The 26,486-nt window shown below is 69.8% G+C and carries 22 protein-coding genes; 5 read left to right on the top strand and 17 right to left on the bottom strand.

Features of this window, described 5'->3' with window-relative positions; translation table 11 throughout:
• Positions 1-67: 67 nt before the first annotated feature.
• The 3 genes from D187_RS06335 to D187_RS06325 all read right to left on the bottom strand — a co-directional run bounded on the left by D187_RS06335 (position 68) and on the right by D187_RS06325 (position 2,569).
• Positions 68-610 carry a hypothetical protein gene (locus D187_RS06335; protein WP_002631016.1) on the bottom strand — a complete coding sequence of 181 codons (543 nt, stop codon included), beginning with the start codon at positions 608-610 and terminating at the stop codon, positions 68-70.
• A 99-nt stretch (positions 611-709) separates the two neighbouring features.
• Positions 710-1,873 carry an App1 family protein phosphatidate phosphatase gene (locus D187_RS06330; protein WP_002631015.1) on the bottom strand — a complete coding sequence of 388 codons (1,164 nt, stop codon included), beginning with the start codon at positions 1,871-1,873 and terminating at the stop codon, positions 710-712.
• A 54-nt stretch (positions 1,874-1,927) separates the two neighbouring features.
• The gene (locus tag D187_RS06325; RefSeq protein ID WP_002631014.1) at positions 1,928-2,569 is read right to left on the bottom strand and encodes a YdcF family protein; all 642 of its coding nucleotides are present in this window, start codon (positions 2,567-2,569) and stop codon (positions 1,928-1,930) included.
• Positions 2,570-3,109: 540 nt separating this feature from the next.
• Here D187_RS06325 and D187_RS06320 point away from each other — a divergent pair.
• Entirely contained in the window at positions 3,110-3,721 is a 612-nt protein-coding gene (locus D187_RS06320) for a TetR/AcrR family transcriptional regulator (protein WP_002631013.1), read from the top strand.
• On the opposite strand, the gene D187_RS06315 is transcribed toward D187_RS06320, so the two are convergent.
• From D187_RS06315 to D187_RS06290, 6 genes are all read right to left on the bottom strand, one after another.
• Entirely contained in the window at positions 3,707-4,195 is a 489-nt protein-coding gene (locus D187_RS06315) for an SCO6045 C-terminal-like domain-containing protein (protein ID WP_002631012.1), read from the bottom strand. The two genes, D187_RS06320 and D187_RS06315, sit on opposite strands and share 15 nt — an antisense overlap.
• Complete coding sequence (locus D187_RS06310) at positions 4,192-5,022, bottom strand: MbnB/TglH/ChrH family RiPP precursor modification enzyme (RefSeq protein ID WP_002631011.1); 831 nt, start codon at positions 5,020-5,022, stop codon at positions 4,192-4,194. Before D187_RS06310 ends, D187_RS06315 begins: the two co-directional genes overlap by 4 nt.
• Positions 5,019-5,996 (bottom strand): TIGR04222 domain-containing membrane protein, encoded by a 978-nt coding sequence (locus D187_RS49510; RefSeq protein ID WP_002631010.1) that lies wholly within the window; start codon positions 5,994-5,996, stop codon positions 5,019-5,021. Before D187_RS49510 ends, D187_RS06310 begins: the two co-directional genes overlap by 4 nt.
• A 90-nt stretch (positions 5,997-6,086) precedes the next feature.
• Complete coding sequence (locus D187_RS06300; RefSeq protein WP_002631009.1) at positions 6,087-7,946, bottom strand: glycoside hydrolase family 15 protein; 1,860 nt, start codon at positions 7,944-7,946, stop codon at positions 6,087-6,089.
• 129 nt (positions 7,947-8,075) lie between these two features.
• Positions 8,076-8,714, bottom strand: coding sequence for a cyclase family protein (locus tag D187_RS06295; RefSeq protein ID WP_002631008.1), 639 nt, complete (start codon positions 8,712-8,714; stop codon positions 8,076-8,078).
• 94 nt (positions 8,715-8,808) lie between these two features.
• Positions 8,809-9,903 carry a glucose 1-dehydrogenase gene (locus D187_RS06290; protein ID WP_002631007.1) on the bottom strand — a complete coding sequence of 365 codons (1,095 nt, stop codon included), beginning with the start codon at positions 9,901-9,903 and terminating at the stop codon, positions 8,809-8,811.
• A 176-nt stretch (positions 9,904-10,079) separates the two neighbouring features.
• On the opposite strand from D187_RS06290, the gene D187_RS06285 reads away from it, so the two are divergent.
• A complete protein-coding gene (locus D187_RS06285) occupies positions 10,080-10,625 on the top strand; it encodes a hypothetical protein (protein ID WP_002631006.1) in 546 nt (181 codons plus the stop codon).
• Here the strand turns inward: D187_RS06285 and D187_RS06280 are convergent.
• On the bottom strand, positions 10,576-11,385 hold the full coding sequence (locus D187_RS06280; RefSeq protein ID WP_002631005.1) for an AraC family transcriptional regulator: 810 nt from the start codon (positions 11,383-11,385) through the stop codon (positions 10,576-10,578). The two genes, D187_RS06285 and D187_RS06280, sit on opposite strands and share 50 nt — an antisense overlap.
• Before the next feature lie 53 nt (positions 11,386-11,438).
• On the opposite strand from D187_RS06280, the gene D187_RS06275 reads away from it, so the two are divergent.
• The gene (locus D187_RS06275) at positions 11,439-12,614 is read left to right on the top strand and encodes a cytochrome P450 (RefSeq protein WP_002631004.1); all 1,176 of its coding nucleotides are present in this window, start codon (positions 11,439-11,441) and stop codon (positions 12,612-12,614) included.
• A 36-nt stretch (positions 12,615-12,650) separates the two neighbouring features.
• Here the strand turns inward: D187_RS06275 and D187_RS06270 are convergent, their stop codons facing one another.
• The 3 genes from D187_RS06270 to D187_RS06260 form a co-directional block, all read right to left on the bottom strand.
• Positions 12,651-14,648, bottom strand: a complete 1,998-nt coding sequence (locus D187_RS06270) for a protein kinase domain-containing protein (RefSeq protein WP_076606095.1) — start codon at positions 14,646-14,648, stop codon at positions 12,651-12,653.
• A 1,331-nt stretch (positions 14,649-15,979) separates the two neighbouring features.
• Positions 15,980-16,582, bottom strand: coding sequence for an alpha/beta fold hydrolase (locus D187_RS06265; protein WP_002631001.1), 603 nt, complete (start codon positions 16,580-16,582; stop codon positions 15,980-15,982).
• A gap of 36 nt (positions 16,583-16,618) precedes the next feature.
• Entirely contained in the window at positions 16,619-17,125 is a 507-nt protein-coding gene (locus D187_RS06260) for a hypothetical protein (RefSeq protein WP_002631000.1), read from the bottom strand.
• A 111-nt stretch (positions 17,126-17,236) separates the two neighbouring features.
• Here D187_RS06260 and D187_RS06255 point away from each other — a divergent pair, with 111 nt between their 5' ends.
• The gene (locus tag D187_RS06255; protein WP_002630999.1) at positions 17,237-17,563 is read left to right on the top strand and encodes a hypothetical protein; all 327 of its coding nucleotides are present in this window, start codon (positions 17,237-17,239) and stop codon (positions 17,561-17,563) included.
• 9 nt (positions 17,564-17,572) lie between these two features.
• Here D187_RS06255 and D187_RS06250 read toward each other — a convergent pair whose 3' ends face one another.
• The 3 genes from D187_RS06250 to D187_RS06240 all read right to left on the bottom strand — a co-directional run bounded on the left by D187_RS06250 (position 17,573) and on the right by D187_RS06240 (position 21,177).
• Entirely contained in the window at positions 17,573-18,676 is a 1,104-nt protein-coding gene (locus D187_RS06250) for an alpha/beta hydrolase (RefSeq protein ID WP_002630998.1), read from the bottom strand.
• 209 nt (positions 18,677-18,885) lie between these two features.
• Positions 18,886-20,070, bottom strand: coding sequence for a winged helix-turn-helix domain-containing protein (locus D187_RS06245; protein WP_002630997.1), 1,185 nt, complete (start codon positions 20,068-20,070; stop codon positions 18,886-18,888).
• Between the two features lie 12 nt (positions 20,071-20,082).
• On the bottom strand, positions 20,083-21,177 hold the full coding sequence (locus tag D187_RS06240; protein WP_002630996.1) for a hypothetical protein: 1,095 nt from the start codon (positions 21,175-21,177) through the stop codon (positions 20,083-20,085).
• A gap of 260 nt (positions 21,178-21,437) precedes the next feature.
• Here D187_RS06240 and D187_RS49505 point away from each other — a divergent pair, with 260 nt between their 5' ends.
• A complete protein-coding gene (locus tag D187_RS49505; RefSeq protein ID WP_002630994.1) occupies positions 21,438-24,269 on the top strand; it encodes an FG-GAP-like repeat-containing protein in 2,832 nt (943 codons plus the stop codon).
• Positions 24,270-24,294: 25 nt separating this feature from the next.
• Here the strand turns inward: D187_RS49505 and D187_RS06230 are convergent, their stop codons facing one another.
• The gene (locus D187_RS06230; protein ID WP_043428544.1) at positions 24,295-26,358 is read right to left on the bottom strand and encodes a hypothetical protein; all 2,064 of its coding nucleotides are present in this window, start codon (positions 26,356-26,358) and stop codon (positions 24,295-24,297) included.
• Positions 26,359-26,486 lie beyond the last annotated feature (128 nt).

Below are 26,486 nucleotides of genomic sequence, written 5' to 3'. Positions count from 1 at the left end.
ACGTCATTGTCTGGCTTGAATGTCTGGCTCAGGCGTCTGGCTTGAATGTCTGGCTCAGGCGTCTGGCTCAGACCTCGTAGCCGGTCTGCTCGAAGACGATGACCTTGCGCGACTGGGGGAAGAGGAGGACGGTCAGCCGGAACCAGCCCGTCGAGCCCGCCGCCACGAGCTGCTCGTAGTAGTGCGTCACCACCTGCACCGTCTCCGTCCCGTTGCCGTAGGTGGAGAGGATCTGCGAGTGCAGCGGCTGGAACTCCGAGTACAGGGTGTTCTTGAAGCCCGCGTAGGAGAGGGCCTGGGTCGAGCCGAAGTAGGCATACGCCTCGTACTCCTGCAGCGCGAGGACGGCCGCGTCCGCCTGGGCGAGGGTCGCCGAGCCCGAGAAGTCGAAGCGGCGCAGCGAGCCCTCCGTCCAGCGGTACTTCGCGTTGCCCGTGTTGAGCGTCGACTGGAGCGCCGAGGTGATGGAGCTCTCGGACAGGGCGAGCTCCGCGAGGCCCTGGCCCACCTGGGCCGCCGTCTCCTCGTGCGAGGTCTCCACGCCCCCACCGCACGCCGCCAGCACGGCCACCGACACCAGGCTCAACGTCTTCATCACGTGACGCATCATCGGACACCCTCTCCAGTTGAAAGTGGATGCCATGTGTCACGCGACTCCCCTGAATTCAAGTGACAGGAATGAGAATCATTTCGTGAGAAGGAATGAGGCTCACGTGGGCTCGCGATCGAGCGCGTCCAGGGGCGTGCGCGCCTGGAGATCCTCCTGGCGGTGGGCCTGGACCTCGGCCACCTCCTGACGGCGGATCCATCCCTGGCTGGCGGCATGGCGCGCGGCGGTGACGGTGTCATCCACGGTGAGCATCTGGCTGCCCGCGGCGCGGATGTCCTCGGCGATGGCCGCCAGCTCGCGCTCGCGGCCCGAGCGATGCCACACATTGCGGATGTACACGCAGCGCACGCGGCCGGGGTACTCGCGCACGATGGTGCGGTAGTGCTCGGCGTCCTCCTGTCCGCTGTCTCCAATGAGCAGGAAGGGCAGCGGGGCGAACGCGTCCATCAGGCCGCGGATCTTCTCCAGCTTGTGGCCATGCCCTCCCCCGGGCGCGAAGCCGGTGCGGCTCAAGCCCCAGTCACGCAGCAGCAGCGGACCCGCGGGGATGTGGTGCAGGCCGAGGAACTCGTCCAGGTGCTCGTACAGGTTCCACGGGCTCGAGGAGACGTAGAAGATGGGGTTGCACGCCGAGCCCGTGCTGCCCTGGCGCAGCGCCTGGTAGAAGGCATCCACGCCCTCGAAGGGCAGGCGCGTGCGGTGCTCGGTGAGGAAGAGCGTCCAGAAGCGCTTGAGGACGTTGGTGACCTCGGTGACGATGACGGTGTCGTCGATGTCGCTGATGACGCCCAGCTCCGCCTCGGGGCCGGACACCAGCACCGGGGCGCACACGCGCGGCGCCCCCCGCCGGGACACGGGCGAGAGCAGCTCCAGCTCCACCTCGTGCCAGCCCGCCTTCACCCCCTCGGGAGGCTCCACCCACAGCTCGAGGAAGCCCTCCTCGTCCGTCGTCCCCTCCCAACGCTTGTCTCCCCAGCGCACCGCCACCCGAGCGTGGGGAATCTCCAGCGTCATGTAGCGCTTCCACGAGGCGATGGCGCTGCCCACGAGCGTGTAGCGCTTCCAGGGCGGGCGCACCTTGCGGTCCTCCAGCACGCGCGCCTTGATGAGGCTCGCGCGCGTCGTCCCATAGCCCCGGTAGGGGAGGATTCGCGGAGGACGGGCCAGCCGGAGCTTGTGCCGCAGCCGCCAGCTCAAGGTCTCGGAGTAGTGCTCGACCTGGAAGGCGAGCCGGACCAGGGCGTTGGGCCGTTTGCGGGTCATGCACCTAGAGCTACTGACTTCCGCCCGTGGTGACAATGGCCCCGAGCCGGGTTCTCACCCCCGTGCTCGCGCCGGCGCCCGCGCCAGGAGCACCCGCGGGTGGAGCAGCAGCGCGGCCGCCTCGCGCAGTGTCCAGTAGAAGCGATCCGTGGCGCGCGGGGTGCGTCCGGGCACGAGCGCGGGGCTCGTGGCCACCTCCAGGCCGTGGAGCCGGAAGTACTGGCGGGCCCTGAGCAGGTGGAAGGGATCCGACACCACCACCACGCGCCGCAGCCCGAGCGTCTCCAACACCCGCGCGCTCAACCGCGCGTTCTCCTCGGTGGAGCGGCTCTGGTCCTCCAGCAGACAGGCGTGCCCGGGGACGCCGAGCTCCACGGCCAGCTCGCGCATGACGTGGGCCTCGGCGGGCGGGTGCAGGCCCACGCCCCCGGAGAAGAGCAGCCGGGGTGCCAGCCCCTGGTGGTAGAGCGCCACCGCCCGCTCGACCCGCGCGCGCAGGGCCGCGGAGGGCTCGCCTCCGGGCAGCACCCGGGCCCCGAGCACCACCACCACCTCGGCGGCGACCGCCCGCTCCTTCTGGCCGAACCGGTCCACCACGAAGGCCAGGCCGAACAACCCCCCGGTCAGGGCGCCCAGGCCCAGCAGCAACCCGCGCCGGAGCGAACCCGGCGTCTGACGCAGCGCGAGGGGAGGCATCGTCCGGCGGACCCTAGCAAAAGCCCCCAAAAGGAATCGGGGAGGAGCCGCCCCCGCGACTCCTCCCCGACTCACTTCCCCTTGCACTCCCCCGAGTGCACTGCCCCGTACGTCCTCCCCTTGTTGAAGAGTTGAAGCGAACCCCCGACCCGCCACCCTCGACCTGACCGCCCATCCAACCCGCCGCCCACCGACCCCGCCACCCTCACCCATCACCGTCGCGAGCAGGGGTAAAGCACTCCGCATGCCAGGGATGGAGACCCGTTCCCTCCCCTGATTCCAGGCACTTACGCGCGCCCCGGTGTCCCGGGCCCCGTCCGGGGCGGTAAAAACGACTTCCATGCTCCAAAACGGGACAGGCCTTGCTTCCAGGAAGACGGGCAGCGGGGCCCCCTCCCACCCGGACAGCCACCCCGCGCCCGCCTCGTCGCTCGCCGGCTACCCTCCCCAAGACGTTGGCCGATGTGACGTGCCCTTGATTCCGCCCCCTGCGCGGGGTTAGTTAGTTAGCAATAGCTAACCAATTCAGCGGGCGGGTTCATGGGGCGTCCCCGACAGGTCCTGGACGAGGAGATTCTGGAAGCGGCACGCGCCTGCTTCATCGAGCACGGGTCGTCCGTGAGCACGGAGACAATCGCGTCGCGCCTGGGCGTCTCCGGTCCGGCACTGCTCAAGCGCTTCGGCAGCAAGCGGGAGCTGCTCAAGGCGGCCTTCGCCGTGGGGGTCGCCCCTCCGTGGCTGCCCCTGGTGGAGGAGGGGCCGGACGAGCGGGACATCTCCCTGCAACTGCGCGAGCTGGCCCTCACCATCGATGCCTTCTTCCGCAAGATGGTGCCGGCCTTCTCGGTGCTGCGCGAGGCGGGCATCACGCCCCAGGAATTCCGGGGAAACTCGGAGGACTCTCCGGCGGCGAGGGCCCAGGACTCGATGACGGGCTGGTTCAAGCGGGCCCAGGAGCGGGGCATGCTGCGCGAGGGAGACCCCAGCCTCATGGCCGGCCTCTTCATGGCGGGGGTGCAGTACCGCTACTTCCTCGCCCACGTGACGCAGCAGCGCGTCCCCACGGAGGAGGAGGACCCCTTCGTGGAGCGCCTGCTCAACACCCTCTGGCGGGGCATCGCGCCGCCGGACCGGGCCTCATCCGCCGGGTAGCCGCCCCCGGAGCACGCGCCCTCCGGGCAGCCGCACCGCCCACCTCCACCGCCGCTGCTCCCCCATGCGCAGCATCCGCAAGACGAGCCCCCATCGCGGGGCCAGTCCGCCCGTGGGGGTGATCCGCCAGCGCACCCCGAAGCCGAGCACCTCCGCCTCCGCCTGCCGGGGAAGGCGTCCCTGCTCGAGCAGCGCCAGGGCGAAGCGGTAGCCCTCCACGCCCGCGTGGGGCTCGAAGGCGCGCGGGGGATTCGCCCGGGCCCAGGCATCGAACTCCCCGGCGAAGGACTCCCCGAGCGCCCGCTCGAGCACGGGCCACGCGCGCCGCACTCCCCGCCGACGCTTGGCGAGCAGCGTGTCGGCCGTGGCGCGGACCCGCTCGGCGTCGAAGCCCGAGGGCACCGGCTCCCCCAGCTCCAACGCGCGCATCAGCTCCGCCTGGGCGCGGGCCAGCTCCTCGCGCGCGCGGCTCATGCCGCCTCCCGGCGCGCCGCGCCCCGGGCCATCGCCGCCCGCATCGCCTCCAGCTCACCCGCGAGCTCCTCCACGGGCGGGAAACGATCATCCCGCTCCAGCAGCGCCGGCACCGGGCCCACCCGCGCCGTCAGCTCCTCCAGGAGGGCCAGGGGCCCCTCGGGCAGCGCGTGCGCATGGGTGTCATGGTACAGCCCGCCGTGCCGCACCCCGCCCGCCACGTGCACGTAGCAGAGGCGCTCGCGCGGCACCGCCGCCAGCACCGCCCGCGCGTCCGTGCCCAGGTTGAGCGCGTTGGCGTACAGGTTGGCCACGTCCAGCAGCACCCCCGCCCCCGTGCGCTCGAGCACGCCCGTGAGCAGCCCGGCCTCGGAGAAGGCGGGCCCGGGCCACTCGAAGAGGCTCGCCACGTTCTCCAGCGCCAGGGGCACGGGCAGCGCCGCCTCGGCCCGCCGGATGTTGTCCGCGAGCACCTCCAGCGACTCCTCGTGGCGCGCCACCGGCAAGAGGTGCCCGGACTCCAGGCCCCCCGCGCGCACGAACGCCAGGTGCTCGCTCACACACACCGCGCCCAGACGCTCGGCGAGCCGCGCCAGCCGGGAGAGCCGCGCGGACGAGGGAGGCTCGGCGCCGCCCAGCCCCAGCGACACCCCATGCACCACCACCGGCACCCCGCGCTCCTTGAGCTGCACGAGCGGCTCGGGCAGGGCGCCCCGCTCATCCAACTGCTCGGCCAGTACCTCCACGAAACCCAATCCCTCCCAGGTGTCGATGAAGTGCGCGAGCTGTCGCCGCCAGCCCAGTCCCACGCCCTCGAGCCGCTTCAATCCCCACCTCCTCCGCCTCCCCCACAGCCGCCGCAGCCGCTGCTCCCGCTGCTGCAACTGCTTCCACCGCTGTCACTGCTTCCACCGCTGTCACTGCTGAAACCGCTGCAACTGCTTCCACCGCTGTCACTGCTGAAACCGCTGCTGCTCGAGCTGTCCCCTCCGGAACCGCCGCCTCCCCCGGGGCTCGGGGGAAACAGGTAGTCGCGCAGGAGGGGATGGGCGCCCACCAGCGCGAGCCCGCCCACCCCGAAGAGCGCCGTCGCCAGGGCCACGTCGCGCGCGCTCATCGTCTGGGCGCCGCCCTCCGAGGCGGCGGTGGTGCGCAGGGGCTCATGACGCTTGCGCAGCAGTCTCAGCGCCTCCCGGCCCCGGGGAGTGAGCCGGGAGCTTCCGCTCAGCAACGCGAACCCCACCGCTCCTCCCACGAGGATCAGCAGCACGAGGAAGCTCACGGGCCTGCCCCGGGAGAAGCCCACCATCACCTTCATGAACCCGAGCCCGAGCGCCGCGAGCAGGAGCAGCCGGGGATGGTGCCTGTAGCGGGAGTCCTGCTCGGGCGTGCGCATGAAGCCCCGCGCCCGCAGGGACTGGGAGATCCGGGAGAGCTCCGCCCGAGCCGCCTCGCGCAACTCCCCGAGCGACGTCTTGTCCTCGGCCACCGCGGCATGCACGGCCCGCTCGAGCTCCAGCGCCCGCGTGGGCAGGGCCTTGGCGACGCTCAACTCCTCATCCTCTTCCCCGAACTTCAGCGCGCCGTCGTGCACGAGCGCCACCACGGCCGCCCTCACCGCCGCGTCCTCGCCCTCCAGCGTGGCCGCCAGATAGGGGTTCATGTCCAGCTCGGCGACGGTGGGGACTCCGGCCGGTCGGTTGAGCAGGCGTTTCCAGATCACCGCCCCCACGCAGACGAGCAGGAGGAACGGCCCGTACACGGCGAGGAACTGCTGCCCATTCCAATCCAGCGGATTCATCGAGCGCTCCCGGCGCCCTCCGGCCCTGGCACTCCGCCTGGAACGGGGGCAGCGCGTGGCCTCACTCTACACCGGACACCTCGGGCGCGCTCAGTCGCCCGCGCCGAGCGCCCGGTCCAGGTTGTACGCGGCGCTGATGAGCGACAGGTGGGTGAGGGCCTGGGGGAAGTTGCCGAGGGCCTCGCCCGCCGGTCCCGTCTGCTCGGCGAACAGGCCCAGGTGGCTGGCGTAGCCGAGCATCCGCTCGAAGAGGAGCCGGGCCTCGTCCAGCAGGTCCGGCCGGGTGACACTCGCGCGCGTCATCGCCTCCACGAGCCAGAAGGTGCACAGGTTGAACGTGCCCTCTCCGCCCGTGAGCCCGTCCTGGCTGGCCTCCGAGTCGTAGCGGAACACGAGCCCGTCCGACGTGAGGCCCCCCTGCTTGGGCGGCTTGCGGATGAGCTCCACGGTGGAGAGCATGCGCGGGTCCACCGGTGACAGGAAGAAGACCAGCGGCATCAGCAGCACGGACGCGTCCAGGGCCTTGGCGCCGTAGTACTGCACGAAGGTGCCCCGCTCCTGGCACCAGCCCTGATCCATGATCTCCTCGAACATGGCGTCACGCTCGTGGATCCACCGGGCGAGGTCCGAGGGGAAGCTGCGTTTGCTGGCCAGGCGGATGGCCCGATCCAACGCCACCCAGCACATCATCTTCGAGTACACGAAGTGCTGCCGCCCCGAGCGCACCTCCCAGATGCTCTCGTCCTTGCGCCGCCAGTTGTCACACAGCCAGTTCATCAGCCGGCGCAGGTGGCTCCAGAAGTCATAGCTGATGGGCGCCCCGTGCTTGTTGTACAGGTACACGCCGTCCATCAGCTCGCCGTAGATGTCGAGCTGCAGATGGTTGTGCGCCGCCTCGTTGCCGATGCGCACCGGGCGGGAGTCGCGATAGCCCGCCAGGTGCGACAGCTCCTCCTCCTGGGGCACCTTGCTGCCATCCAGCGCGAACATGAGCGGGAGCGGCTCGTCGTCGCCCAGCTCCGCGATGCGCTGCTCCAACCAGCGCATGAACGCGCCCGCCTCGTCCGAGAACCCGATGCGCAACAGCGCGTACACCGTGAAGGCCGCGTCGCGGATCCACACGAAACGGTAGTCCCAGTTGCGCCCGCCGCCGGGGGACTCCGGCAGACTGCACGTGGGCGCGGCCACGATGGCCCCCGAGGGCTCGAACGTCATCAACTTGAGCGCGAGCGCCGAGCGGTACACCGTCTCGCGCCAGCGCCCCCGGTAGGTGCACTGCGACAGCCAGTGCCGCCAGTAGATCACCGTGTCGCGGAACAACCCCTCGGCGGACTCGTGCCCCATGGCCTGCCGGGCGCAGGATTGGGGCGCGCCCTCGGTCAGGACGAACACCATGGACTGGCCCTCGCGCAGGGTGAAGCGCGAGGTGACGCGCTTGCCGTCCGTCTCCAGCTTCGCCTTCGTGGCGAGCGTCAGGCTGAGCGAGGGGGACAGGAAGCTCACCCCGTGGTCGAGCATCCGCACCGAGTGCTCGTCCCGCGCGTAGTTGAAGGCGGGCAGACACTCCATGCGAAAGGTCATCTCCCCGCGCACCACGCGGATGCGCCGCACCACCATGCGCACCGACTCCTGGGTGCCCAGGGGCATGAAGTCCACGAGCTCGCCCACGCCGTTCTCGCTGTAGAAGCGAGTCACCAGCACATTGGTGTCCGGCCAGTAGAACTGCTTGTGCACCACCTCCGGCTGGCCTGATTGGGCCTCCGGCTGGATGCGGAAGTGGCCTCCCTTGTCCGCGTCCAACAGCGCGGCGAAGACGGTCGGGCTGTCGAAGTGCGGAAAGCACAACCAGTCCAGCGTGCCGTCGGTCGCCACCAGCGCCACCGTGCGCAGATCTCCAATCACGCCATGGTCCTCGATGGCGGGTGGTCGCGCTGTCTTCTCCCCGTTCATGGGCCTCTCCCTCGCTCCACCTGGAAGTAGGGAGTGGACCCCGGCACCCGCCAGCCCGAAGTACTCACGGATGCACTGGGAATCCTCCAGATGTCCGCACGCCGACCCTCCAGCGCGCCGGGCAGCCGGCTACCCGAGAGCCGAGTCCCGGAGCGTGCGCACGAGCGCCCGCGCGGGCGAGCCCCACTCGGCCTTCACCTTCAAGGGCAGACACACCAACTCGTGCACGCCCACCTTCACCTCGCTCAGGTCCAATCCCTCGATGAGCCACATCCCGGCCTCGCGCAGACGCTGGTGCACGCCGAGGCCCTCCGCGTGGAAGCCCGCGCGCGACACGTAGTCCACGCCCACGCACGCCACGCGCCGCTCCACGAGCAGCCCCGCCGCCGCGTCCGACAGCATCACGAAGTCCTCGCCGTGCGGCCGCTTCCACCACTCGCGCGAGGAGTTGCGCGTGCGCAAGAGCAACCGCTCTCCCTCGCGCGGCTCGTACTCGGCCAGCGAGTCGGCCCGGATGCAGTCCACGTCATCCAGGTGCAGCACGCGCGCCTTGCCCACCGTCGCGCTCAAGGGCAGCCGCTCGGTGTCCTCCAGGTCCAATTCCAGACTCGGAGGCGCCGTCACATACGTCCCCATCCACGCGGCCCGCTTCAACCACTCGGCCTGTTGCGCGGCGTTCTCGGGCAGCGAGGCCCGCTGCGCGACCCCTTCTTGCCCGGACGGCTCCTCCGCGAACGGTATCGAGATGTCCAGCCAGGCTCCTTGCATGCGTTCCTCCTCGAGTGGTTAGACAGCCCCCCCCCGCGGCACAGCCTAATCCCCCGGGCCCCCGCGAGGCGAGGGACGCATTGTCACCCGCTTCTCACCCTCGGGAAAAGGCGATGACGTCCTTGACGCCGCTCTTTTTGTCACCATCCACCACCTCGGCGTAGTCCTCGGGAGGATGGCGCGCGGTGATGAGGGATTCGAGCGGCCCGCGCCACCTGCTCTGGAAGTGAAACAGGTCCTCGAGCGCCGCATCGAAATCCTCCGCCGCCGCGTTCACCGTGCCGAGCAGCACCTGGTTGTCGAGCACCACCCGCTTCATCAGCGCGCCCTCATCCACCTTCTGTGTCTCGCTCGGGGGCACGCCGGTGAAGACGAACACCCCGTTGGGCGCGAGCCCCTCGAGTAGCTCGAAGGCGGCGCTCGCCACGCCCGCCGCCTCGTACACCACGTCCGCCTTCCCCCGCTGCTTCACCAGCTCCTTCACGGGGTGCTCCTCGGAGGACACGTAGGGCACGCCCACCGCCTCGCTCAGCTCCGCCTTGCTGTTGGGCTTGGGGGAGTGCGAGTACATGGTCGTCTGGTAGCCCGCGCGCACGAGCGCCATGGCCCCGAGCAGTCCCACCGGCCCCGCGCCCAGCACCACCGCGTGCGAGGCCCGCTCGCCCTTGAAGGGCACCCGCTGCTGGATGAGCCTCACCTGGCGCAGGCTCTTCTCCGCGATGGTCAGCGGCTCGGTGAGCACCGCCACCTCGCGCAGCTCGCGCGGCACCCGGTGCAGGTAGCGCGCGTCCTCCACGAAGAACTCCGCGCAGAAGCCGTGCGCGCCCTGAATGCCCCGCTCCGTGTACTCCCCCGTCACGCAGAAGTCCGTGTGGCCCTCGCGGCACGGCGTGCACTGCTCGCTCGGACAGGGCCGGCGCACCCGCGGCACCACCAGATCCCCGGGCTTCAAATCCTTCACCGCCTCGCCCACCTCCACCACCTCGCCCAGACACTCGTGGCCGACGATGAGGTAGTCCTCTCCCTTGGGGGCCGCGCCATGCTCGCCCCGCGCCACCTCCCGGTCCGTGCCGCACACCCCCACTTCCAGCGTGCGCACCCGCACCTGGGTGGGCGAGCCCAGCCGCGGCTCGGGCACGTCGATGACCTTCACCTTCCGGTCCTTGAGGAACACCGCTACCGCCTTCATCGCACCACCTCCCGTGGGTCCCTGTCGTGCATCACCTCGCCCCCGGGTGCAGCCCCCTGGGGTCCATCCTCTCCGGCTGGTGGACACTCGGGCCCCCCGGATGCGCACCGGTCAACAGGGCCCGTCCGCGCGTTTCTCGCGTGCCCCCGACCCGGGTACAGGTCTATGAGGGGAGCGTGAGCGATACCCCGTCCCCGAAAACCTCCTCACGCTCCCTGTTCATCGCGGGCGCCAGCTTCCTGCTGCTCTCGGTGCCCTTCTTCGTCTTCGGCCTGGGCTTCCTCGACACCAAGGCGCGCATCGAGCTGAAGTGCGAGCGGGGCGGCCCCTGCACCCACACCCGCGTGGGCTGGCTCACGCGCGAGGCGCCCACCACCTTCCAGCTCGGCGAGTTGCAGGGCACGCGCATTGATCGACGCCGCAGCTCCCGGGGCGTGGACGAGAGCATCTACCGGCCCATGCTCGTCACCACGCGGGGCGACTTCCCCATCGCCGCCCATTGGATGGAGCAGGAGAAGCAGGCCCGGAGCGCCACCGTCTCCGTGGATCGCTTCCTGGGCACACCCGGAGCGCCCGGCTTCAGCATGTGGCACGACGACCGGCCCCGTGCCAGCCGCATCGGCGTCCTGTTCACCGTGACGGCCACCCTCGTGATGCTCTTCGGGCTGTGGCTCACCTGGCGGGCCGTGCGCCGCCGGGGCGAGGAGCGCCGCGCGAGTTGAGCCGGGCACCCTCCTCCCGGAGGAGCTGCCCTCGCAGCGTGGTGGGCGAGTAGCCCAGCATGCGGCGGCAGGTGCGCGAGAAGTGGGCGAGGTCGGCGAAGCCCGCGAAGTGGGCGGCGCTCGTGGCGTCCAGGCGCGCGAAGGCCCCCAGCGCGACGAGCAGCCGGCGCCAGAGTTGGTAGGTCCGCATGGGCATGCCCACCTCACGCACGAACAGCGCCCGGAGGTGCGCCCGGGACAGGCCCGTGCGCGCGAGGACGAGGCGCGGGTCGGCGGACGGATCCTTCAGGGCCTCGAGAACAAGGGCCACGCGGGTATCGGGCCGGCGGCGGGGCATTTCCCGGGCGAGCCACGTCGCCGACTCCCGAGCGAGGCCGTCGAGCACCTCCGCGCGCGTCAGCCACGCGCCATGCGAGGCCGAGACGTCCTCGAGCCGCCGCGCGAGGTAGGACTCGAGCGCGAAGGCCCCTCCACGCAGGCGTGAGTAGTCGGCGATGTGCGGCGCCGCCTGGGGATCATAAAGAAGCGCGAGCGTGGGTCCGGGGCTCGAGGTGGCGTGCCGCACATGGGGAGGCACCACCACCACGCGCCCACTCACCGTCCCGCGTCCCGGTTCCATGACGGTCACGTGGGCGTCCAGTCCGATGAGGATCGCCGCGCCGTGCTGCGCGTGGAGCGTCGACGCCACGCCGGTGGAGGCGCGCACCGCGTAGGCGTCGGTGATGAGGGCTCCGATCCGCGATTCGTTCAAGCGCTCCATGGGGCTCGAAGCCTAGCGTTCTCCCCCAGTGCCGAGCCCTGGAGGAGTGCGCCATGATGAACCTTCTGTCCGATGAAATGCGCCGCGACCCTTATCCCGCGTATGACCGGGCACGCGACGTCTCTCCCGTGCTTCACGAGCCGAGCGCGGATGTGTGGATGATTTTCGACCACGAGGGCGTCAAGCGCGCGCTCCACGAGCACGAGACCTTCAGCTCGGTCGTGTCACCGCCGGACAACAAGACTTCCCGTTGGCTCGTCTTCACCGATGCGCCACGCCACACGAAGCTGCGTGCCCTCATCATGCGAGCCTTCACCCCGCGCGCCGTGGGCAACCTCGAGCCGCGCATCCAGGAGTGGTCTCATCAGCTCCTGGACGGGCCACTCGAGCGGGGGAGCATGGAGCTCGTCGAGGAGCTGGCGGTCCCCCTGCCGCTGAGGGTGATCACCCAGATGTTCGGCGCGCCCCAGGAGGATCTGCCACGGTTCAAGCACTGGAGTGAGGTGATCATGGCCTTGAGCTACTTCCTCGCGGGAGGAGCGGAGGCGGAGCGGGCGGGGCGGGAGTTCCGCGAGGTGACGGACGAGATGCAAGCGTATCTCGCGGAGCTGATTGCCCAGCGGCGGGCGGAGCCGAGGGAGGATCTGCTCACCCAGCTCGTGGCGGCCGAGGTGGATGGCGAGCGGCTGACGGAGGAGGATCTCCTCGGCTTCTTCCAGTTGCTGCTGTCGGCGGGGCACGAGACGACGACGAACCTGATCAGCAACGCCCTGCTCTGCCTGCTCGAGCATCCGGAGCAGCTCGCCCGGCTCCGGGCGGACCCGGGCCTGTTGCCCCTGGCGATCGAGGAGGTGCTGCGCTACCGCTCGCCCGTCCAGACGATGTTCCGCGTGACGACGCGGGACGTGCCGCTGCACGGCCAGGTGATTCCCGCCGGCAAGCTGGTGATGCCGATGATTGGTTCGGCGAACCGGGACCCGCGGAAGTTCCCCGACGCCCACCGCTTCGACATCACGCGAGATCCCAACTCCCACCTCGCGTTTGGCCATGGCATCCACTTCTGCATCGGGGCACCGTTGTCACGGCTGGAGGCGCGAATCGCCCTGGGCGTGTTCCTCGAGCGGGTGAAACACTTCGAACTCGCGAGCGACACACCCTGGGAGCCGCGCCGGGCCATCCACGTGCACGGTCCCGTCCGTCTGCCCTTGAGGGTCGCGGGAGCTGAATGACGGGATGACGAATCTTCAACCCGCCCGGCTCACCGGCTACCCCCCACCACTGGCCCGCGAAGGAGGCAACTGCTGGTCATTACCGATCAGGACGGAAGCGGTCGACTCCGAGGTGGACACCCCCTCCTTCTCCTTCTTCTTGTAGTGGCGCACGTCGTAGACGGTCACCGGCTCCTTCGTTCCAGGCAGCCTTCTCTCGCCGGCCCCCACGCACTCGAAGCTGCCCTCCACCTGCTGGCGAAGGCTGTCTGGGATGAGGATCTGATCCCGGTCGGCCGATGAGACCAGTCGCGCCGCGGTGTTCACCACGTCCCCGAGCACCGTGTAATCCAACCGGCCCAGCCCCTTGGCGCCAATGCTGCCGGAGAGCAACTCCCCCGAGTCCAGACCGATGCTGGCCCCATGGACATACGGGGAGTGTTCGCCATAGCGCGAGGCCATCGTGCGCAGCTGGTCGCGCGCCGCCAGGCAGGCCACCAGCGCCCGCTCGAGGTGCCCCGCGTCGCGGAACACGGCCATCACCGCGTCGCCCACGAACTTGTCCACCACGCCCCCCCGGGCGAGCAGCTCGGGGACGATGACCTCGAAGTTGGCGTTCAACCTGCGGATGGCGGCGTCGGGCTGCTCCTGGCGCGCGACCTGCGTGAAGTCCTTCACGTCGATGAAGGCCACCGTCGCCTCCACCCGCTCTCCCAACACCACGTCGGGGCCACGCAGCAGGGGCAGCGCCCGATCGATGATGCCGCTGTGGACGAACATCCGGAACAGGAGGTTCTCCTCCATGGAGTGCAGCATCTGACGGGACTTCTTCACGTACTGGATCGTCTTGCTGATCGTCGCCTCGAGATCCTGGAAGTCGATGGGCTTGACGAGGAAATCGAACGCACCGCGATTCATCGCCACCCGGATGTTGTTCATGTCGCTGTAGGCGGAGACGATGATGACCTTGACGAGCGGATTGACCTCTCCCACCCGCGAGAGGAACGTGAGCCCGTCCATCCGCGGCATGTTGAGGTCGGAGAGCACGACATCCGTGTCGGGATGCTGGCGCAGCTTCTCCAGGGCGTCCTCGCCATCGCAGGCGAAGACGAACTCGTAGAGCGACTCGCGGATCTGCTTGCGGAAGCGCTGCTTCATCAGCAGCTCCACATCCGGCTCGTCATCGATGACCAGGATCTTCGCCGCCCGGGAGGAGCGGCGCTGATCCACCAGCGCGGCGAACGCCGCCGCCATCTCCCGGGCGGATTGGAAGCGGCGCGTGGGATCCGTTTCCAGGGCGCGTTTGAAGAAGGCATCCACCTCCTTGCCCAGCTCGGGCAGGACGCTCGAGGGAGGCTCGGAGACAAGGGGGGCCCCCCGGGAGAGGAGCGCGCCGGGGGCCTCATCGCGAAAGGGAAAACAACCGGTGAGCGCCCGGTAGGCCACCACCGCGAGCGACCAGAGATCACTGCGGTGGTCGATGCCGGCTCCCCCCAACAGCTGCTCGGGGCTCATGTAGCGCGGCGTCCCCATCACCTCCCGGGGCGGCTTCATCGCGACCGGGCCGCTGGTGCCCAGCCGCGCCAGTCCGAAGTCGAGCACCTTCACCACTTCCTCGGTGTCGACCCGGGCCAGGAAGAGGTTGGCGGGCTTGAGATCCCGGTGGATGATGCCCGCCGCATGCGCGGAGGCCAGGGCCTTGGCTACCTGGTTGAGCAGGGAGGAGACCACCGCCAACGCGAGCCGACCCTGTCGGCCGAGGCGGGTCTCGAGATCCTCTCCCTCGAGCAGTTCCATCACGATGTAGGGCAGGTCCTGATCGACGCCATAATCGTGGATCTGCACCACGTGCGGATTGTGCAGCCGGGCCACGGCCTTCGCTTCCTGCTCGAACTGGTAGCGGGCCGAGGGTGAGGCGACGAAGTGCGGGGCCATCAGCTTGACCGCGACCCGCCGCTGGAGTTGCGAGTCCAGAGCCACCCAGATGGCCCCCATGCCACCACCTCCCAGGTTGTGCTCCAAGCTATACCTGCTAGCAATCAGGCGTCTGGACATGGACAAGCGCTTCGAGGCCTCACTGGAGGGTAATCGGTAGGGGGATGAAACGTGACAGTGGCCATCACCTTGGGGAGCGCATCATGGCACAGTCTCCGGCCGAAGTAGAGCAGGGCTGGCTGGCCTCTCTCCCCTGGAAAACGGTGGCCGGGTGACGCACCTGCTCGCTCCTTCTCTTCCCCAGAATCGTGGGCAGCCCTCGTGGGCGGGGCTCGGAGGAACATGCGGCGGGGTCCGCCCCTTCCCTCTTCCACGAAAGGCGGTTCCCCTGGCATCCGTGGCACCGGTGCCCTCGGCATCAACCCAGGCCCACTCGGCTCTCGTGCTCCTGGCTCCTCACTCGCTCGAAGGGGAGTGATCCTCCTCTTCCAAGTCTCCCTACCGAGCAGGCATTCCCGGACTTACCCGAGGGTCAGGCCATACGCACGTGGCCACCGTGCCGAGCGTCTCGGTCTTCGTGCCAGACATTCATTCATTCAACAATCACCGCGATGCCTCTGGACCCATCCAGCTCTCATCGACGACTGGCTATGTGATTGCGACCAGGAACCGCGGGACCGCCATGAGCAGGCATGGGTTCGCTTCCCCCATCCATCAGCGGCTTCGGCCCGCTCGAGCGCGCGCGTCACGACCTGAAAGGGACGGAACGAACGGAGGTGTGTTTTTTACAGGGTGTCCACGCAATTGTCCCGGAGTCGTCCCCCGCTCATTTCTCCATACCCTTGAAATTACTCGGCTTTCGAGCGTCACGAGGGCTCGGCACGGCGAATGCTATGACTCTTCCCCGTGGTCGACAGGGGTCGACACGAAGTACGGGGCAGGTCGGGCAGTACGGGGCGGTACGGGGTTGGGCGGGTCGGGGCAGTACGGGGCGGTACGGGGTTTGGGCGGGTCGGGGCAGTACGGGGTTGGGCGGGTCGGGGCAGTACAGGGCGGTACGGGGTTGGGCGGGTCGGGGCGGTATGGGGTTGGGCGGGTCGGGGCAGTACAGGGCGGTACGGGGTTGGGCGGGTCGGGGCAATACGGGGCGGTACGGGGTTGGGCGGGTCGGGGCAGTACGGGGCGGTACGGGGTTGGGCGGGTCGGGGCAGTACGGGGTTGGGCGGGTCGGGGCAGTACAGAGCAGTACGGATGTGACGAGCGGTGAAAGCCACTCGTGAAGACGGCTCGGGGTATGGGGTAAGGGATTGGGGAGCCGGTCCTTGACGGCACAGTCAAGTCGCGAGGACCGGTTTGCCTACCCCATCAGAAGCGCGTCTCTTGTCTCAGGGGCTCGGCGAACTCGGGCCTTCGGCGACGAAGAAGGAATGAAGGCACGGCGCGGGGCGACATCAGGTGTGGAGATGCGCCGTGACCCACGCCACGATCTCGGCGGCGCGGTCTCGGGCGAACATGTGGTCTCCACCAGCGAGCACCCGCATCCGAGCCCTGGGCAGCAATTGCTCGAGACGGCGACCGACCCCCACGGGGCTGATCGGATCGGCATCGCCCCAGAGGAGCAACGTCGGGATGGAGATCTGGTGGAGTTCCGCGGTGAGATCCGTCCGCTCGGACAGGATCCAGTCCGCCGCCCTTGGATACTCCGCGCGGTAGGCACTCCGCCAATCACTGCCACCCAGGCTCGTGACATCGATGCCGCCGGAGGTGGCCACCAGGACCAGATGGCTGATCCGCTCTGGATGGGCGAGCGCCAGCCGCACGGCGACAAGGCCGCCCATGGATTGGGCCACGACCACGCTCGGCTCTTCCAGCCCGCTGGCGGCATGGGCAACCGCGTCATCGAGCTTCTGGATGACAGGCTCATGCGGCTCGTGGCCGAGGCCTGGCCAGTTCAGGTAGGTCTTACGCCAGCTCGCCGGCAGCAGCGCGCCGAGCGGATGCCAGAAGGACGCGGCACCACTGGCACCGGGCAGGAACAGAAGATGGGGGGTCATGGCACCGACAACCCTGCCACAACACGTCCGCTCGCGTCAGGTGGACCGAGGGCCAACCTTCGCGAAGGCGCGAGCCTCGGCGAGCTGTTTGGAGCCAGGAAACATCTGGCGGGCACGCTCGGAGATGAGCGTGGCCTCCTCTGTCTTTTCCTGCTCACCGAGCGCCTCGATGAGCCCCGACCAGGATTCTTCCAGCATCTCCAACGCCCGCGTGGAGGCTTCTCGGTAGAGCGCTTCCGCGGTCTCGGGCGAAGCACGCACGACGCTCATGAACCGAGCCAGTCCCATGAGAGATTCGGGGGACCTGCCAGAAGCCTCGACGGCATCATGAAGCATCCGCTCGACCTGCTCGAAGACGGCTTCCGTCCGCTCCGCGTCGTCCGGACCCCAGAGCTGAGCCCGGCTTTCCAGCAGCAGGGCGGGCACGAATGTTGGACAACGGGCCCGGAGGGTTTCGAGCAGTTGTAACTGCTGGGGACTGCCCAGCTCCAGGTTCCTGGCTTCGGCGAGCAACTGCTGCAATTCGCGTGGACTGGAGTGCATGGCTCCTCAAAGGGTGCTGTTCAATCCGAGGCCCCTAGCTGTACCCCATTGGGGGCATGGCCAGAACGGGACGGATTCCCTATGACGGCCGTACTGTTCAAAGGAGACAGAATGGCCGTGCAGTACGATCCGAAGATCATCGCCCAGCATGCCGAGGCGCTCTATCGCCGGGCCTCGCGCATCGTTTTCACCTCCGGCGTCACGGGGCTCATCGTGGGCGCCGTGGCCCTGGGCGTCGCGTCGAACAACTCCCCGAGCAACACGGTGCTCACCTTCGTGGGCGCCCTGCTCGGCGCACTGATGGGCATCAGCATCGGCCGGGGCCGCGCGTTCGTCTATCAACTCCAGGCACAGCAGGCGCTCTGCCAGGTCGAGATCGAATCGAACACGCGGCGCGCGGCCGCCCTCACCTCCGCGCTGCCCGTGAAGAGCGATTGAGCGGGGATTTCACGGCGCGCAGCCGGGCGCGGGGCCCGGATCCGCTCCCACGATCCGCGTGGCCCACTCCTGGGCCACGGCGAACCACCGGGGCGCGTCTGGAATGAGGTTGAGCATATGACCCTCTCCGGGCAACACCCGCGCCTCGACACACGGCACCCGTGGACCGAGCCGGGGCGTCTCGGCGGCGATCAATGTCCGAGCATCCGAGCAGATGCCGCTGGGAGTGGGACCACAGAAGATCCTGTCCTCGGTGCCATTGACGAGCAACACCGGGACGCGGATGTCCAGCGGGCGCGCGAAGATGGCGGGCACGGCGGACAATTCGGCGAGCGTCACCGTGCTCTTGGTCCGCTCGTCGAGGGCAATCACCGCGGGGTCGGCCCGGCTCGGGAGATAGAACACGGCCTCGCGCGTGCCGGGCATGGTGGTCAGGTACGTCGAATCATAGCCTCTGCCAGAGAGGATCGGATCCGCCTCGACGGGATGCAGGGACCTTTCGAAATTCTCGATACCAGAGGGCACGGGGGTATGGCTCGCGCCACTGAGGATGACGGCATCGACATCCTGGTAGTCGGTCGCCTCATACCAGGAGGTGAAGGAGCCGTAGGAGTGGCCGACGAGCACCACCTTCTCGAAGCCGAGCGCGCCCCTGGGTCCCCACACCCTGCCCGCGCGCAGCGCCTGGACCACCTGATGGACGACGTACGCGTTGGCCTCGATGGTGACGAGCTCGCCCGGAGGGTGGGAGCTCGCTCCGCTGCCAATGCGATCCATGGCCAGGGTGGCGAAGCCCGCCTCCAGCGCCGCGTTCACGTAGGAGTAGCGCCGGGTGCCACCGGTGGGGTCCGGGAAATCCCAATACAGATGGGTATACGTGGCGCCGTGCACGAGCAGCTGCACCGTGGCGGGGCGGGGGCCCTCTGGCAAGCACAGACGTGCGAACACCTGCTGATTCCTGGGCAGATCTGGCGCGAGCGCCACCGGAATGCGGTTGTTCTGGCAATTCCATCCGGCCGCGAGCGCCGGCTCTCCCTGCACAAGAAACAATCCCAGCGCAATCACAACCAGAGCCGTGTTGGCGAGCGAGCGCCACGTCCACGTCATCTTCATGTCCGTACCTCCCGGGGTCAGGCGAAGACACCCTAACGCCGGGGAGTCGCGTTTCACGAGGTCCCCTCCCTTCAGGCCGCGGGAGGTGGACGAACGGGGCGGACCCAAGGAGCACGCGGGAGCTACCCGGGGGAATGTCAAAGGACTCTTCCCGACACCTCAACCCCCGCGAATTGTCTGACACCCGGGACTGTCAATCATTGCCACCGTCACCCGACCCGCGCCCGGGGCCGGCGGATCTTCCGCGCGCCGCACGCCCGGGCATGCCGCGCCAGGGCCTCGTCGAGCGCCGCGTCGTCCAGCTTCACGCCCTTCTCCCTCCACAACTTCTCCACATACAGCACGTCCTCCTTCACGCGCGCTTCCAACCTGCCCACAAGTTGTCCACGGTGAAGCAGCGGGCACACGTACCAGCCCCACCGCCGCTGCTCCCCGGGTTTGTACACCTCCCAGACGTACTCGAAGCCGAAGAGCTGCTTCACCAGTGCCCGGTCCCACAGCAGCGGATCCAACGGGCCCACTATCCGCATCCGCTCGTCCGGCGCCGTCACCGGCCGGGAGCGGAAGCCCGCCGGAGCCAGGTAGCGCCGCGGTGCTCCAGGCAACACCACCTCTTCCAGCACGCCCTCGCGCACCAGCGTCTCCGGCAAGGCCGAGCCTCTCACCGGGGACAGCATGGACCAGTGCGCCCCCGCCGCGCGCGACAAGAGGCCCGCCGCCTCCACGCGCTCGCCGAGCGCCCAGCGCAGGAAGCCCTCCTCCGTGGTGTACCCCGGCGACGCCCGCGCCACCTCCGGCAGGGCCCGGTGCGGCACGTCGTAGCGCTTGCCCCCGGGAGTCCGGCCGCACACGACGATGTCACAGCGCGTCCACAGCACCTCGAGCGCCATGGTGGAGGCCTTCGCCGTTCCCTTCCACCCACTCCAGTCGAGGGGCTCCACCGCGCCGTGGTCGGTGAGCTCCGCGGCCGTCAGCGGGCCATGCGCCTCCAGTTCCTCCAGCACGGAGCCCAGCACGGACGCGGGCAGCCGCTCGAGCCGCGTGGTGTGCCTCCACCACGGCGCCTCCAGGGAGCGCTCGCGGTAGTGGGGAAAAGCATACGCGGGCAGCAGGCAGCGCTCCTTCGCCCAATGCTCGAAGGCATGGCCCGGGTAGAGGTGGCGGTACACGTCCCCCCGCACGAGGCCGTCCACCCGCGCGAGCGCCACCAGGTCCGCGTTGGTGCCGATGACGTCGAGGGGATCCAACTGGATGTGGCGCAAGTGGCGCAAGAGCGCGCGCACGCCCTCGGCCCCCGGGGGATGCACGGGCGCGGCGAGGGCGAGGTGGCTGACGAGGAACGCGCGCGCCTCCTCGGCGGGCAGCGTCACGGCGGGAGGAGTCGTCTTCGGCACGGGCCGCTCATCCTACCGTGGGCAGCGGCTCAACTCCTCGCCCGTCCAGCACCACGCGCCCACCTCGCCGCGCAGCGCCTTCAATCCCTCGTCACCCCGCCAGCCCGTCCGCGCGCGTCCCTCCCCGAGCCAGGACATTCCCCGGGGCAGGCGCAGCTCGAGCTGGCCGGACGCGGCCATCACCGGCACGAGCCAGGCCTCGCCCGCGAGGCCCCGGCGGCGCGAGCACCCCATGAACGCGCACGGAGAGCCATGGATCCGCCGGCGCCGCTCCTTCCCGGCGCCAAACCACATCCCCACCTTCTTCACCGCGAGCTGACGCGCGCCCGCCGCCTCGTCGAACTCCAGGATGCGCAGCCAGACGTCTCCCCGGCTCCCCTCCGGCTCCTCCTGCCGCGTATAGGAGAGGAAGGCGTGCGCGGGCCGTCCCACGAGCGACGTCACGTCGAGCACCCACAGGGGAGCGGTCTCGTAGCGGGGATCGTCCTGGAAGCGGTAGCGGCGGCCGTTGCTCAGCAGGAAGCCGAAGGGGCTGTCGCGCCCCACGTGCATGAGGGCCGAGGGCGCGCCCGGGGGAGGCCGACGCCAGGCCAGCCTGCCCGAGGCCCGGAAGGCCAGGGCCTTCAACGCCATCACCTCGGCGGGCGGAAGCGCGTGGGGCGGCAGCCGCGCATGGAGCCCGGCCAGCGACGCCAGCTCGGAAGGCATCCGCTTCACATGGCGGGGGGCGCAGTCCAGGGGCGTCCGGCTGCATACGGGGGCCCGGCGGCCCAGGCACCTGCTCACGAGCCCGCTGCCAGGCGCGCCCCGCGTCACGGCCTCGCACAGCGTGCGCCGCGTGTCCTCGTCCCTCGCCGGCAGCCAGCAGGACACGCCCCGACGCCAGGGCTCGCGCAGGGAGATCTTCACGTCCGCTCCGACCGGGCAGTGGTCCTCCGCGTCCCCGGGCGACTCCCCGGGCCGGGGCAGCGGCTCGAGCGAGACCTCCACGTCGTGCATCGTCTGGAGCAGTTCCTGGACACGCTCGTCGGCGGAAGGGGAGCCCCCTCCGCCCGGCGCACCGCCCAGTACCGCCGCGACACACAGCACGAGGATCATCGAGGGCATCACCCTTCTCCACGAGAATCCAAGGCAACACCCTGCTGCTTCAGGCGCTGTCCGTCCAACAAAACCCGCTCCGAAAAGGCTCACATGTGGAGGGTTCAGGACGAAGCGCTCGATCGCACCCCTGCCCAAGTTGAGTCTTTTCCCACAGCATGAGTTTCCAAATTATCCGGGTTGTACATCTTTAGTATTGAGTGTTGTCGGCTGAAGTCGGCGCAGGTGGGCACGACCGAGGCCGGCCATGCCGTGCACGGGGGAGAGCCATGGACAAGAAGAGGATCGTCCGCGGGTGTGTCCGCGGGAGCCTGATGGTGTTGGCGTTGGCCGGCTGCGGGCAGAAGGCCTCGAGTGGCGAGAGAGCACCCGGTGCCCAGAGCGGACTGCTCGCGGGAAGCTGTGAGGCGAGGCCCCCCGTGCCCCCTGTCTTCGAGCCCGAGCTGGAGTGGGCCTGGACGGGCAGTGACGTCATGCCCTCGCACACCAACGTGATGATGGCGCCCGTGGTGGTGGACACCAACGGGGATGGCGTTCCGGACGTCGTCTTCAACTCCTACGCGGGAGAGAACTACATCAGCGATGGCATCCTGCGCGCGGTGGATGGCGCCACGGGCCGGGAGTTGTGGGCGGTGACGGCGCAGGAGCACCGGGTGCGCGGCGCGTCGAGCATCGCGGCGGGTGACCTGGATGGGGACGGGCGGGTGGAGATCTGCGCCGTGGCCCAGGACAGCCGGGGCCTCTTGTGCTTCGAGCACGACGGCACCTTCAAGTTCCGCACGGGGGGGCCGGGCAACAACTGGGGGGGCCCGTCGCTGGCGGACCTCGAGGGAGACGGGCAGGTGGAGATCATCAACGGCCATGCCGTCTTCGATCACACGGGAGCGCTCAAGTGGTTGGGCACCGACGGCGCGGGCGGCACCACCAACGGCCCGATCTCCTTCGCGGTGGACATCGATCAGGACGGGCAGCTCGAGGTGATCAACGACCGGGCCATCTACCAGTCCGACGGGCAGCCGCGGTGCGTGAACACCGACATCGGCCATGGGCTCGCGGCGGTGGCCAACTTCGACGCCGATCCCCAGGGAGAGGTGGTGGTGGTGTGGAGCGGCTTCGTGACGTTGATGGATGACCACTGCCAGTCCCTGTGGACCATGCCCATTCCGGGGGGCGGCGTGGGTGGCACGCCCAACATCGCGGACTTCGACGGGGACGGCCAGCCGGAGATCGGCGTCGCGGGCACGGATCGCTACACCGTCTTCGAGGCGGACGGCCAGGTGAAGTGGACGAGCACCATGCGCGATCACAGCTCCAACCGCACGGGCTCGTCCACCTTCGACTTCGAGGGGGATGGGCGCTCGGAGATCATCTACGCGGACGAGGTGCGGCTGCGCATCTACGACGGCACCACCGGCGCGGTGCGCTTCGAGGTGCCCCACAGCTCCTGCACCGCCTACGAGCAGCCCATCGTCGCCGACGTGGATGGAGACCACAACGCCGAGCTGCTCGTGGCGCAGAACACCACCTGTGGCTTCGGCCCGTTCGCGGGCCTGCGCTTGTACCGGGACAGGAAGGACGGGTGGGTGAACACCCGGCGCGTCTGGAACCAGCACGCCTACTCCATCACCCACGTGAACGAGGATGGCACCCTGCCCACCCACCCCGCCACCGCCTGGTTGAGCGGCTTCAATTCCTTTCGTTCCAACAGCCAGGGCAGCCCCGGCACGTCCGCCTTCGCGGCGCCCGATGTGAGGATTTCGGAGCTCACCGCCACGTGTGACGCCACCACCTGGGCGCTGACGCTCCAGGCCCGCGTGCGCAACACGGGGGACGCGGCGGCCTCGGCCGGGCTGAGGGTGGCCTTCTACCAGGGAGCTCCCGCCTCGGGTGGCCAGTTGCTGGGAGTCGCCACGCTGCCCCAGTCCCTGCCCCCGGCGGGCGAGGCGAGCGCCACGTTGAAGCTCGCCACCGCTCCAGACCCGAGCGCCCGGCTCTGGGCCGTGGCCGATGACGACGGCACTCCGGGGGCGGGCCGCGAGCTGGAGTGCGACGAGGGCAACAACGCCGCCTCCTCGGACATGAGCCCGCGGTGCTCGCCTCCCCCGGACACGGCGTGGGTGCGCCGCGGCGACCTGCTCCTGCCCCGGCTGATGCACACCGCGGCCCTCCTCGCGGATGGCCGGGTGCTGGTGGCCGGAGGCTTCAACCGCACGGCGGAGGTGTACGAGCCCCTCGGCGCGACCTGGTCGGCCACCGGAAGCACCCTCACCGCGCATCGCGGCCACGCCATGACCCGGCTGGCCGATGGCCGGGTGCTGCTCGTGGGCGGCTCCACCCGCGCCCACGCCGAGCTGTATGTCCCGGCGCTCGGCGAGTGGAGGGCGGCGGGACTTCTCCACAAGTTGCGCTACCACCCCACGGCCACGCTCCTGCCCGATGGCCGGGTGCTCGTGGTGGGCGGCGCCACCTCCGAGGACGGTGACGAGCTGCTGGGCTCCAGCGAGCTGTACGACCCCGCCCACGACACCTGGTCGCTCACGGGCACGCTGGGCACGGCGCGCATGCGGCACACGGCGACGCTCCTGCCCGACGGCCGGGTGCTCGTGGTCGGCGGCATGGACGGCTCGGGCAACCCCCTGGCCTCGGCCGAGGTGTTCGACCCCGCCACGGGGAGCTTCTCGCCCGTGAGCGCCACCCGGGTGGGCCACGGCGTGCATACCGCCACGCGGCTCACCGATGGCCGGGTGCTCGTGGTGGGCGGCCTCGGCTCCGGCGTCCCGTCCGCCGCGAGCGCCGAGCTGTACGACTCCACCACGGACACCTGGACGACCACGGGCCCGGTGCGCACGCCCCGCCGCGCGCACTCGGCCACGCTCCTGCCCGGCGGCGAGGTGCTCGTGGCGGGCGGCTACCACCCCTCCACGGGCATCCTCACCGCCGCGGAACTCTTCGATCCCGTCAGCGGCACCTGGAGCGACACGGTCCCCCTGAACGTGGACCGCTACGGCCACACCGCCACGCTCCTGGGCGATGGCACGGTGCTCGCGGTGGGAGGCGTGAGCAACCACGACTCCGCCTCCACCGAGTCCTACTCCCCCTGAGGGCCCACCCCCGGGGAGCGCTGCCTCACTCGCCTCCCCGGGGCGTCGTCGCCTCGCACAGGTGCTCGATGAAGTCCGGCAGCAGCTGCGCGGAGAGGATCCAGATGCGTCCCTCGCCCAGGTCCGTGAGCTTCGCCTCGCCGAGGTAGTCCCGGTGCTCCTCCTCCACGTAGTGGATGAACACGTCCAGACCACGCGCCCGGTACCACTCCGCGGCGCCGGCCAGCAGCGCCAGCATCGCCTGCTGCGCCTCGGGCAGGGACGCGTCCACCAGCGGGATGATGCGCAGCCCGTTGAGCACGTGGAACAGGTTGAGCCCCGCGTGCGCCGCCTCCATGACGCCCACCGCCACCGCGCGGCCGTCCTTGCGCGCCACCAGCACGTGGCGCTCGCGGCCCAGCTTCGCCCCGCTCCACTGCTGCTTGAGCCCCGCCAGATCGAAGCGCTCGGGCACCAGATCCAACGCCTCGCGGTAGGCCACCGGACGCGTGCGCTCGAGCCGCGCGAACAGCGCCTGCTTCTCCTCGGCCGTGGGCTCGCCCAGGCTGAAGCCCTCGGGCATCACCCACTCGCGGCGCGCGTCCGCCTCCATCAGGTGGAAGTTGAGCACGCACGCCTGGCCCGTGTGCTGGTACCACTCGGCGAAGTCGAGCGCCGTGAAGCGCACCCAGCGCACGTTCGCCTCGCAGTACGCGAGGAACCACTTGATGTCCGGATCCGTCTGCGCCGGCTCGAAGCCGCGCAGGTAGATGTCGCGCAGGGCCTCGCGCGCCGTGCCGCGGCAGCGCTCGCCCGCGGGCAGGTGCCGCGCCAGGTGGTGCGCCATCCAGCTGCCCGAGTACGGCTTGAGCCAGGACAGGCTCGCCTCCACCGTGTCGCTCTGGGGCACGGGCCGCACCACGCGGTAGCCCAGCCGGGGCGCCTGCTCCAGGCGCTCGTGGGCGTCACGGTACTCGGCCTTCATGCGCTCGAAGTCCGCGGGCGTCTTGCCCGACAGCCGGAAGTAGCCCGAGCGCTCGTAGAGATCCCACGTGCCCTGATCCCACTGCCCGGACACGCGCGTGTTCGGATGGCTCAGCTCCTCCACGAGCATGCGCCAGGCCGTCGCGTCGCCCACGGGCTCCACCTTCATGCCGCAGCGGCGGCCGGCGCTGGTGCCGCTGATGTTGCGCACCTCCGCCTTGACGTACACCGGCGCGCGGCCCGGCAGCTCCACCTCCATCTCGCTCAGCACGAGCCCCGGGTAGAGCAGGTCCTCCCCCGGCTCGGTGGCGAAGGACAGGCCCTCGTAGCTGATGTCCATCAGCTCGCGCTCCACGCGCACCTGGGGCCAGAGCGGATGGGCGAAGCGCGCCACGCAGCCGCCCCACGCCGGAGCACGGCGCAGCCGGCGGTGGCGGTAGCGCACCAACTCCGAGGGCAGCTTCACGCTCCACAGCCCGTCCTCGTGCAGCGCCTCGTCCACCTGGAAGCGCAGCACGGAGCTGAAGCCATACACCTCCAGCAGGAAGGGGCCGGGCGGCAGCACGCCCCCACGCACCTCCCAGGCCACCCGGGCGTCGTACTTGTCGAAGAGCGCCGCGGACAGCTCCACGTCCCCGTGCTCCGAGCGCGCCCGGCCCCGGCAGCGCCGCGCCGTGAGCGCCTCGAAGATGCGGCCGATGCGATCCGCGCGCACGATCCGCTCCTTCCAGATGGGGCTCGCGCGCGGCAGCTCCAGGTGGCCCTTGTCGCGCCAGCCCTCCAGCATGGAGACGATGTGGCGGCCCTGTGCGAGCTGCGGCGCCACGAAGCGCAGGCTCAACTCCGGCAGCGCCTTGGGCGCCGGCCGATGGATCTTCATCACCTCGGCCCTCAGGGCCGTTGCTTCCCCTCCCACGCCCAACACCACGTTGGCCCGCTGCCCCGGCTTGAGCGCCGTGGGCTTCTGCAGGCACACCGTCAAATGCTCCGGTGACAGTTGCACCAACCGCCCCGCCGGAGAACGTTCACCTTCCACGGACGCCACCGCCACCAACCCCGGACCCATGCGATAGCCCAGGACGCTGTCTCGGGCACGCACGAGCTCCGCCACCTTTTTCGTCGCCATGGGGAACTCCACCTTCGGAATTCCGCCAATGTGGACACACTCCCCGGCTTGTGCAGCCTCACCGGATGTCGCCGGGCCCTCCAATCGTCGAGCACCCGTCGCCCCCCCCGCAGGTGCTCACCGGACGA

The organism is Cystobacter fuscus DSM 2262 (genome assembly GCF_000335475.2).
Lineage (GTDB): Bacteria > Myxococcota > Myxococcia > Myxococcales > Myxococcaceae > Cystobacter > Cystobacter fuscus.
Note: the sequence above shows the minus strand (reverse complement) of the source record. Positions and strands in the feature narration are given on the sequence as shown.

Excerpts from the sequence above, each read along its gene's own strand:
- D187_RS06290 (WP_002631007.1), bottom strand. The coding sequence starts at position 9,903 with ATGAAGGCGGTAGCGGTGTTCCTCAAGGACCGGAAGGTGAAGGTCATC.
- D187_RS06250 (WP_002630998.1), bottom strand. The coding sequence starts at position 18,676 with ATGAAGATGACGTGGACGTGGCGCTCGCTCGCCAACACGGCTCTGGTT.
- D187_RS06325 (WP_002631014.1), bottom strand. The coding sequence starts at position 2,569 with ATGCCTCCCCTCGCGCTGCGTCAGACGCCGGGTTCGCTCCGGCGCGGG.
- D187_RS06300 (WP_002631009.1), bottom strand. The coding sequence starts at position 7,946 with ATGAACGGGGAGAAGACAGCGCGACCACCCGCCATCGAGGACCATGGC.
- D187_RS06265 (WP_002631001.1), bottom strand. The coding sequence starts at position 16,582 with ATGACCCCCCATCTTCTGTTCCTGCCCGGTGCCAGTGGTGCCGCGTCC.
- D187_RS06320 (WP_002631013.1), top strand. The coding sequence starts at position 3,110 with ATGGGGCGTCCCCGACAGGTCCTGGACGAGGAGATTCTGGAAGCGGCA.
- D187_RS06280 (WP_002631005.1), bottom strand. The coding sequence starts at position 11,385 with ATGGAGCGCTTGAACGAATCGCGGATCGGAGCCCTCATCACCGACGCC.
- D187_RS06315 (WP_002631012.1), bottom strand. The coding sequence starts at position 4,195 with ATGAGCCGCGCGCGCGAGGAGCTGGCCCGCGCCCAGGCGGAGCTGATG.
- D187_RS06240 (WP_002630996.1), bottom strand. The coding sequence starts at position 21,177 with ATGCCCTCGATGATCCTCGTGCTGTGTGTCGCGGCGGTACTGGGCGGT.
- D187_RS06270 (WP_076606095.1), bottom strand. The coding sequence starts at position 14,648 with ATGTCCAGACGCCTGATTGCTAGCAGGTATAGCTTGGAGCACAACCTG.
- D187_RS49510 (WP_002631010.1), bottom strand. The coding sequence starts at position 5,996 with ATGAATCCGCTGGATTGGAATGGGCAGCAGTTCCTCGCCGTGTACGGG.
- D187_RS06255 (WP_002630999.1), top strand. The coding sequence starts at position 17,237 with ATGGCCGTGCAGTACGATCCGAAGATCATCGCCCAGCATGCCGAGGCG.
- D187_RS06275 (WP_002631004.1), top strand. The coding sequence starts at position 11,439 with ATGATGAACCTTCTGTCCGATGAAATGCGCCGCGACCCTTATCCCGCG.
- D187_RS06260 (WP_002631000.1), bottom strand. The coding sequence starts at position 17,125 with ATGCACTCCAGTCCACGCGAATTGCAGCAGTTGCTCGCCGAAGCCAGG.
- D187_RS06295 (WP_002631008.1), bottom strand. The coding sequence starts at position 8,714 with ATGCAAGGAGCCTGGCTGGACATCTCGATACCGTTCGCGGAGGAGCCG.
- D187_RS06330 (WP_002631015.1), bottom strand. The coding sequence starts at position 1,873 with ATGACCCGCAAACGGCCCAACGCCCTGGTCCGGCTCGCCTTCCAGGTC.
- D187_RS49505 (WP_002630994.1), top strand. The coding sequence starts at position 21,438 with ATGGACAAGAAGAGGATCGTCCGCGGGTGTGTCCGCGGGAGCCTGATG.
- D187_RS06230 (WP_043428544.1), bottom strand. The coding sequence starts at position 26,358 with ATGGCGACGAAAAAGGTGGCGGAGCTCGTGCGTGCCCGAGACAGCGTC.
- D187_RS06335 (WP_002631016.1), bottom strand. The coding sequence starts at position 610 with ATGATGCGTCACGTGATGAAGACGTTGAGCCTGGTGTCGGTGGCCGTG.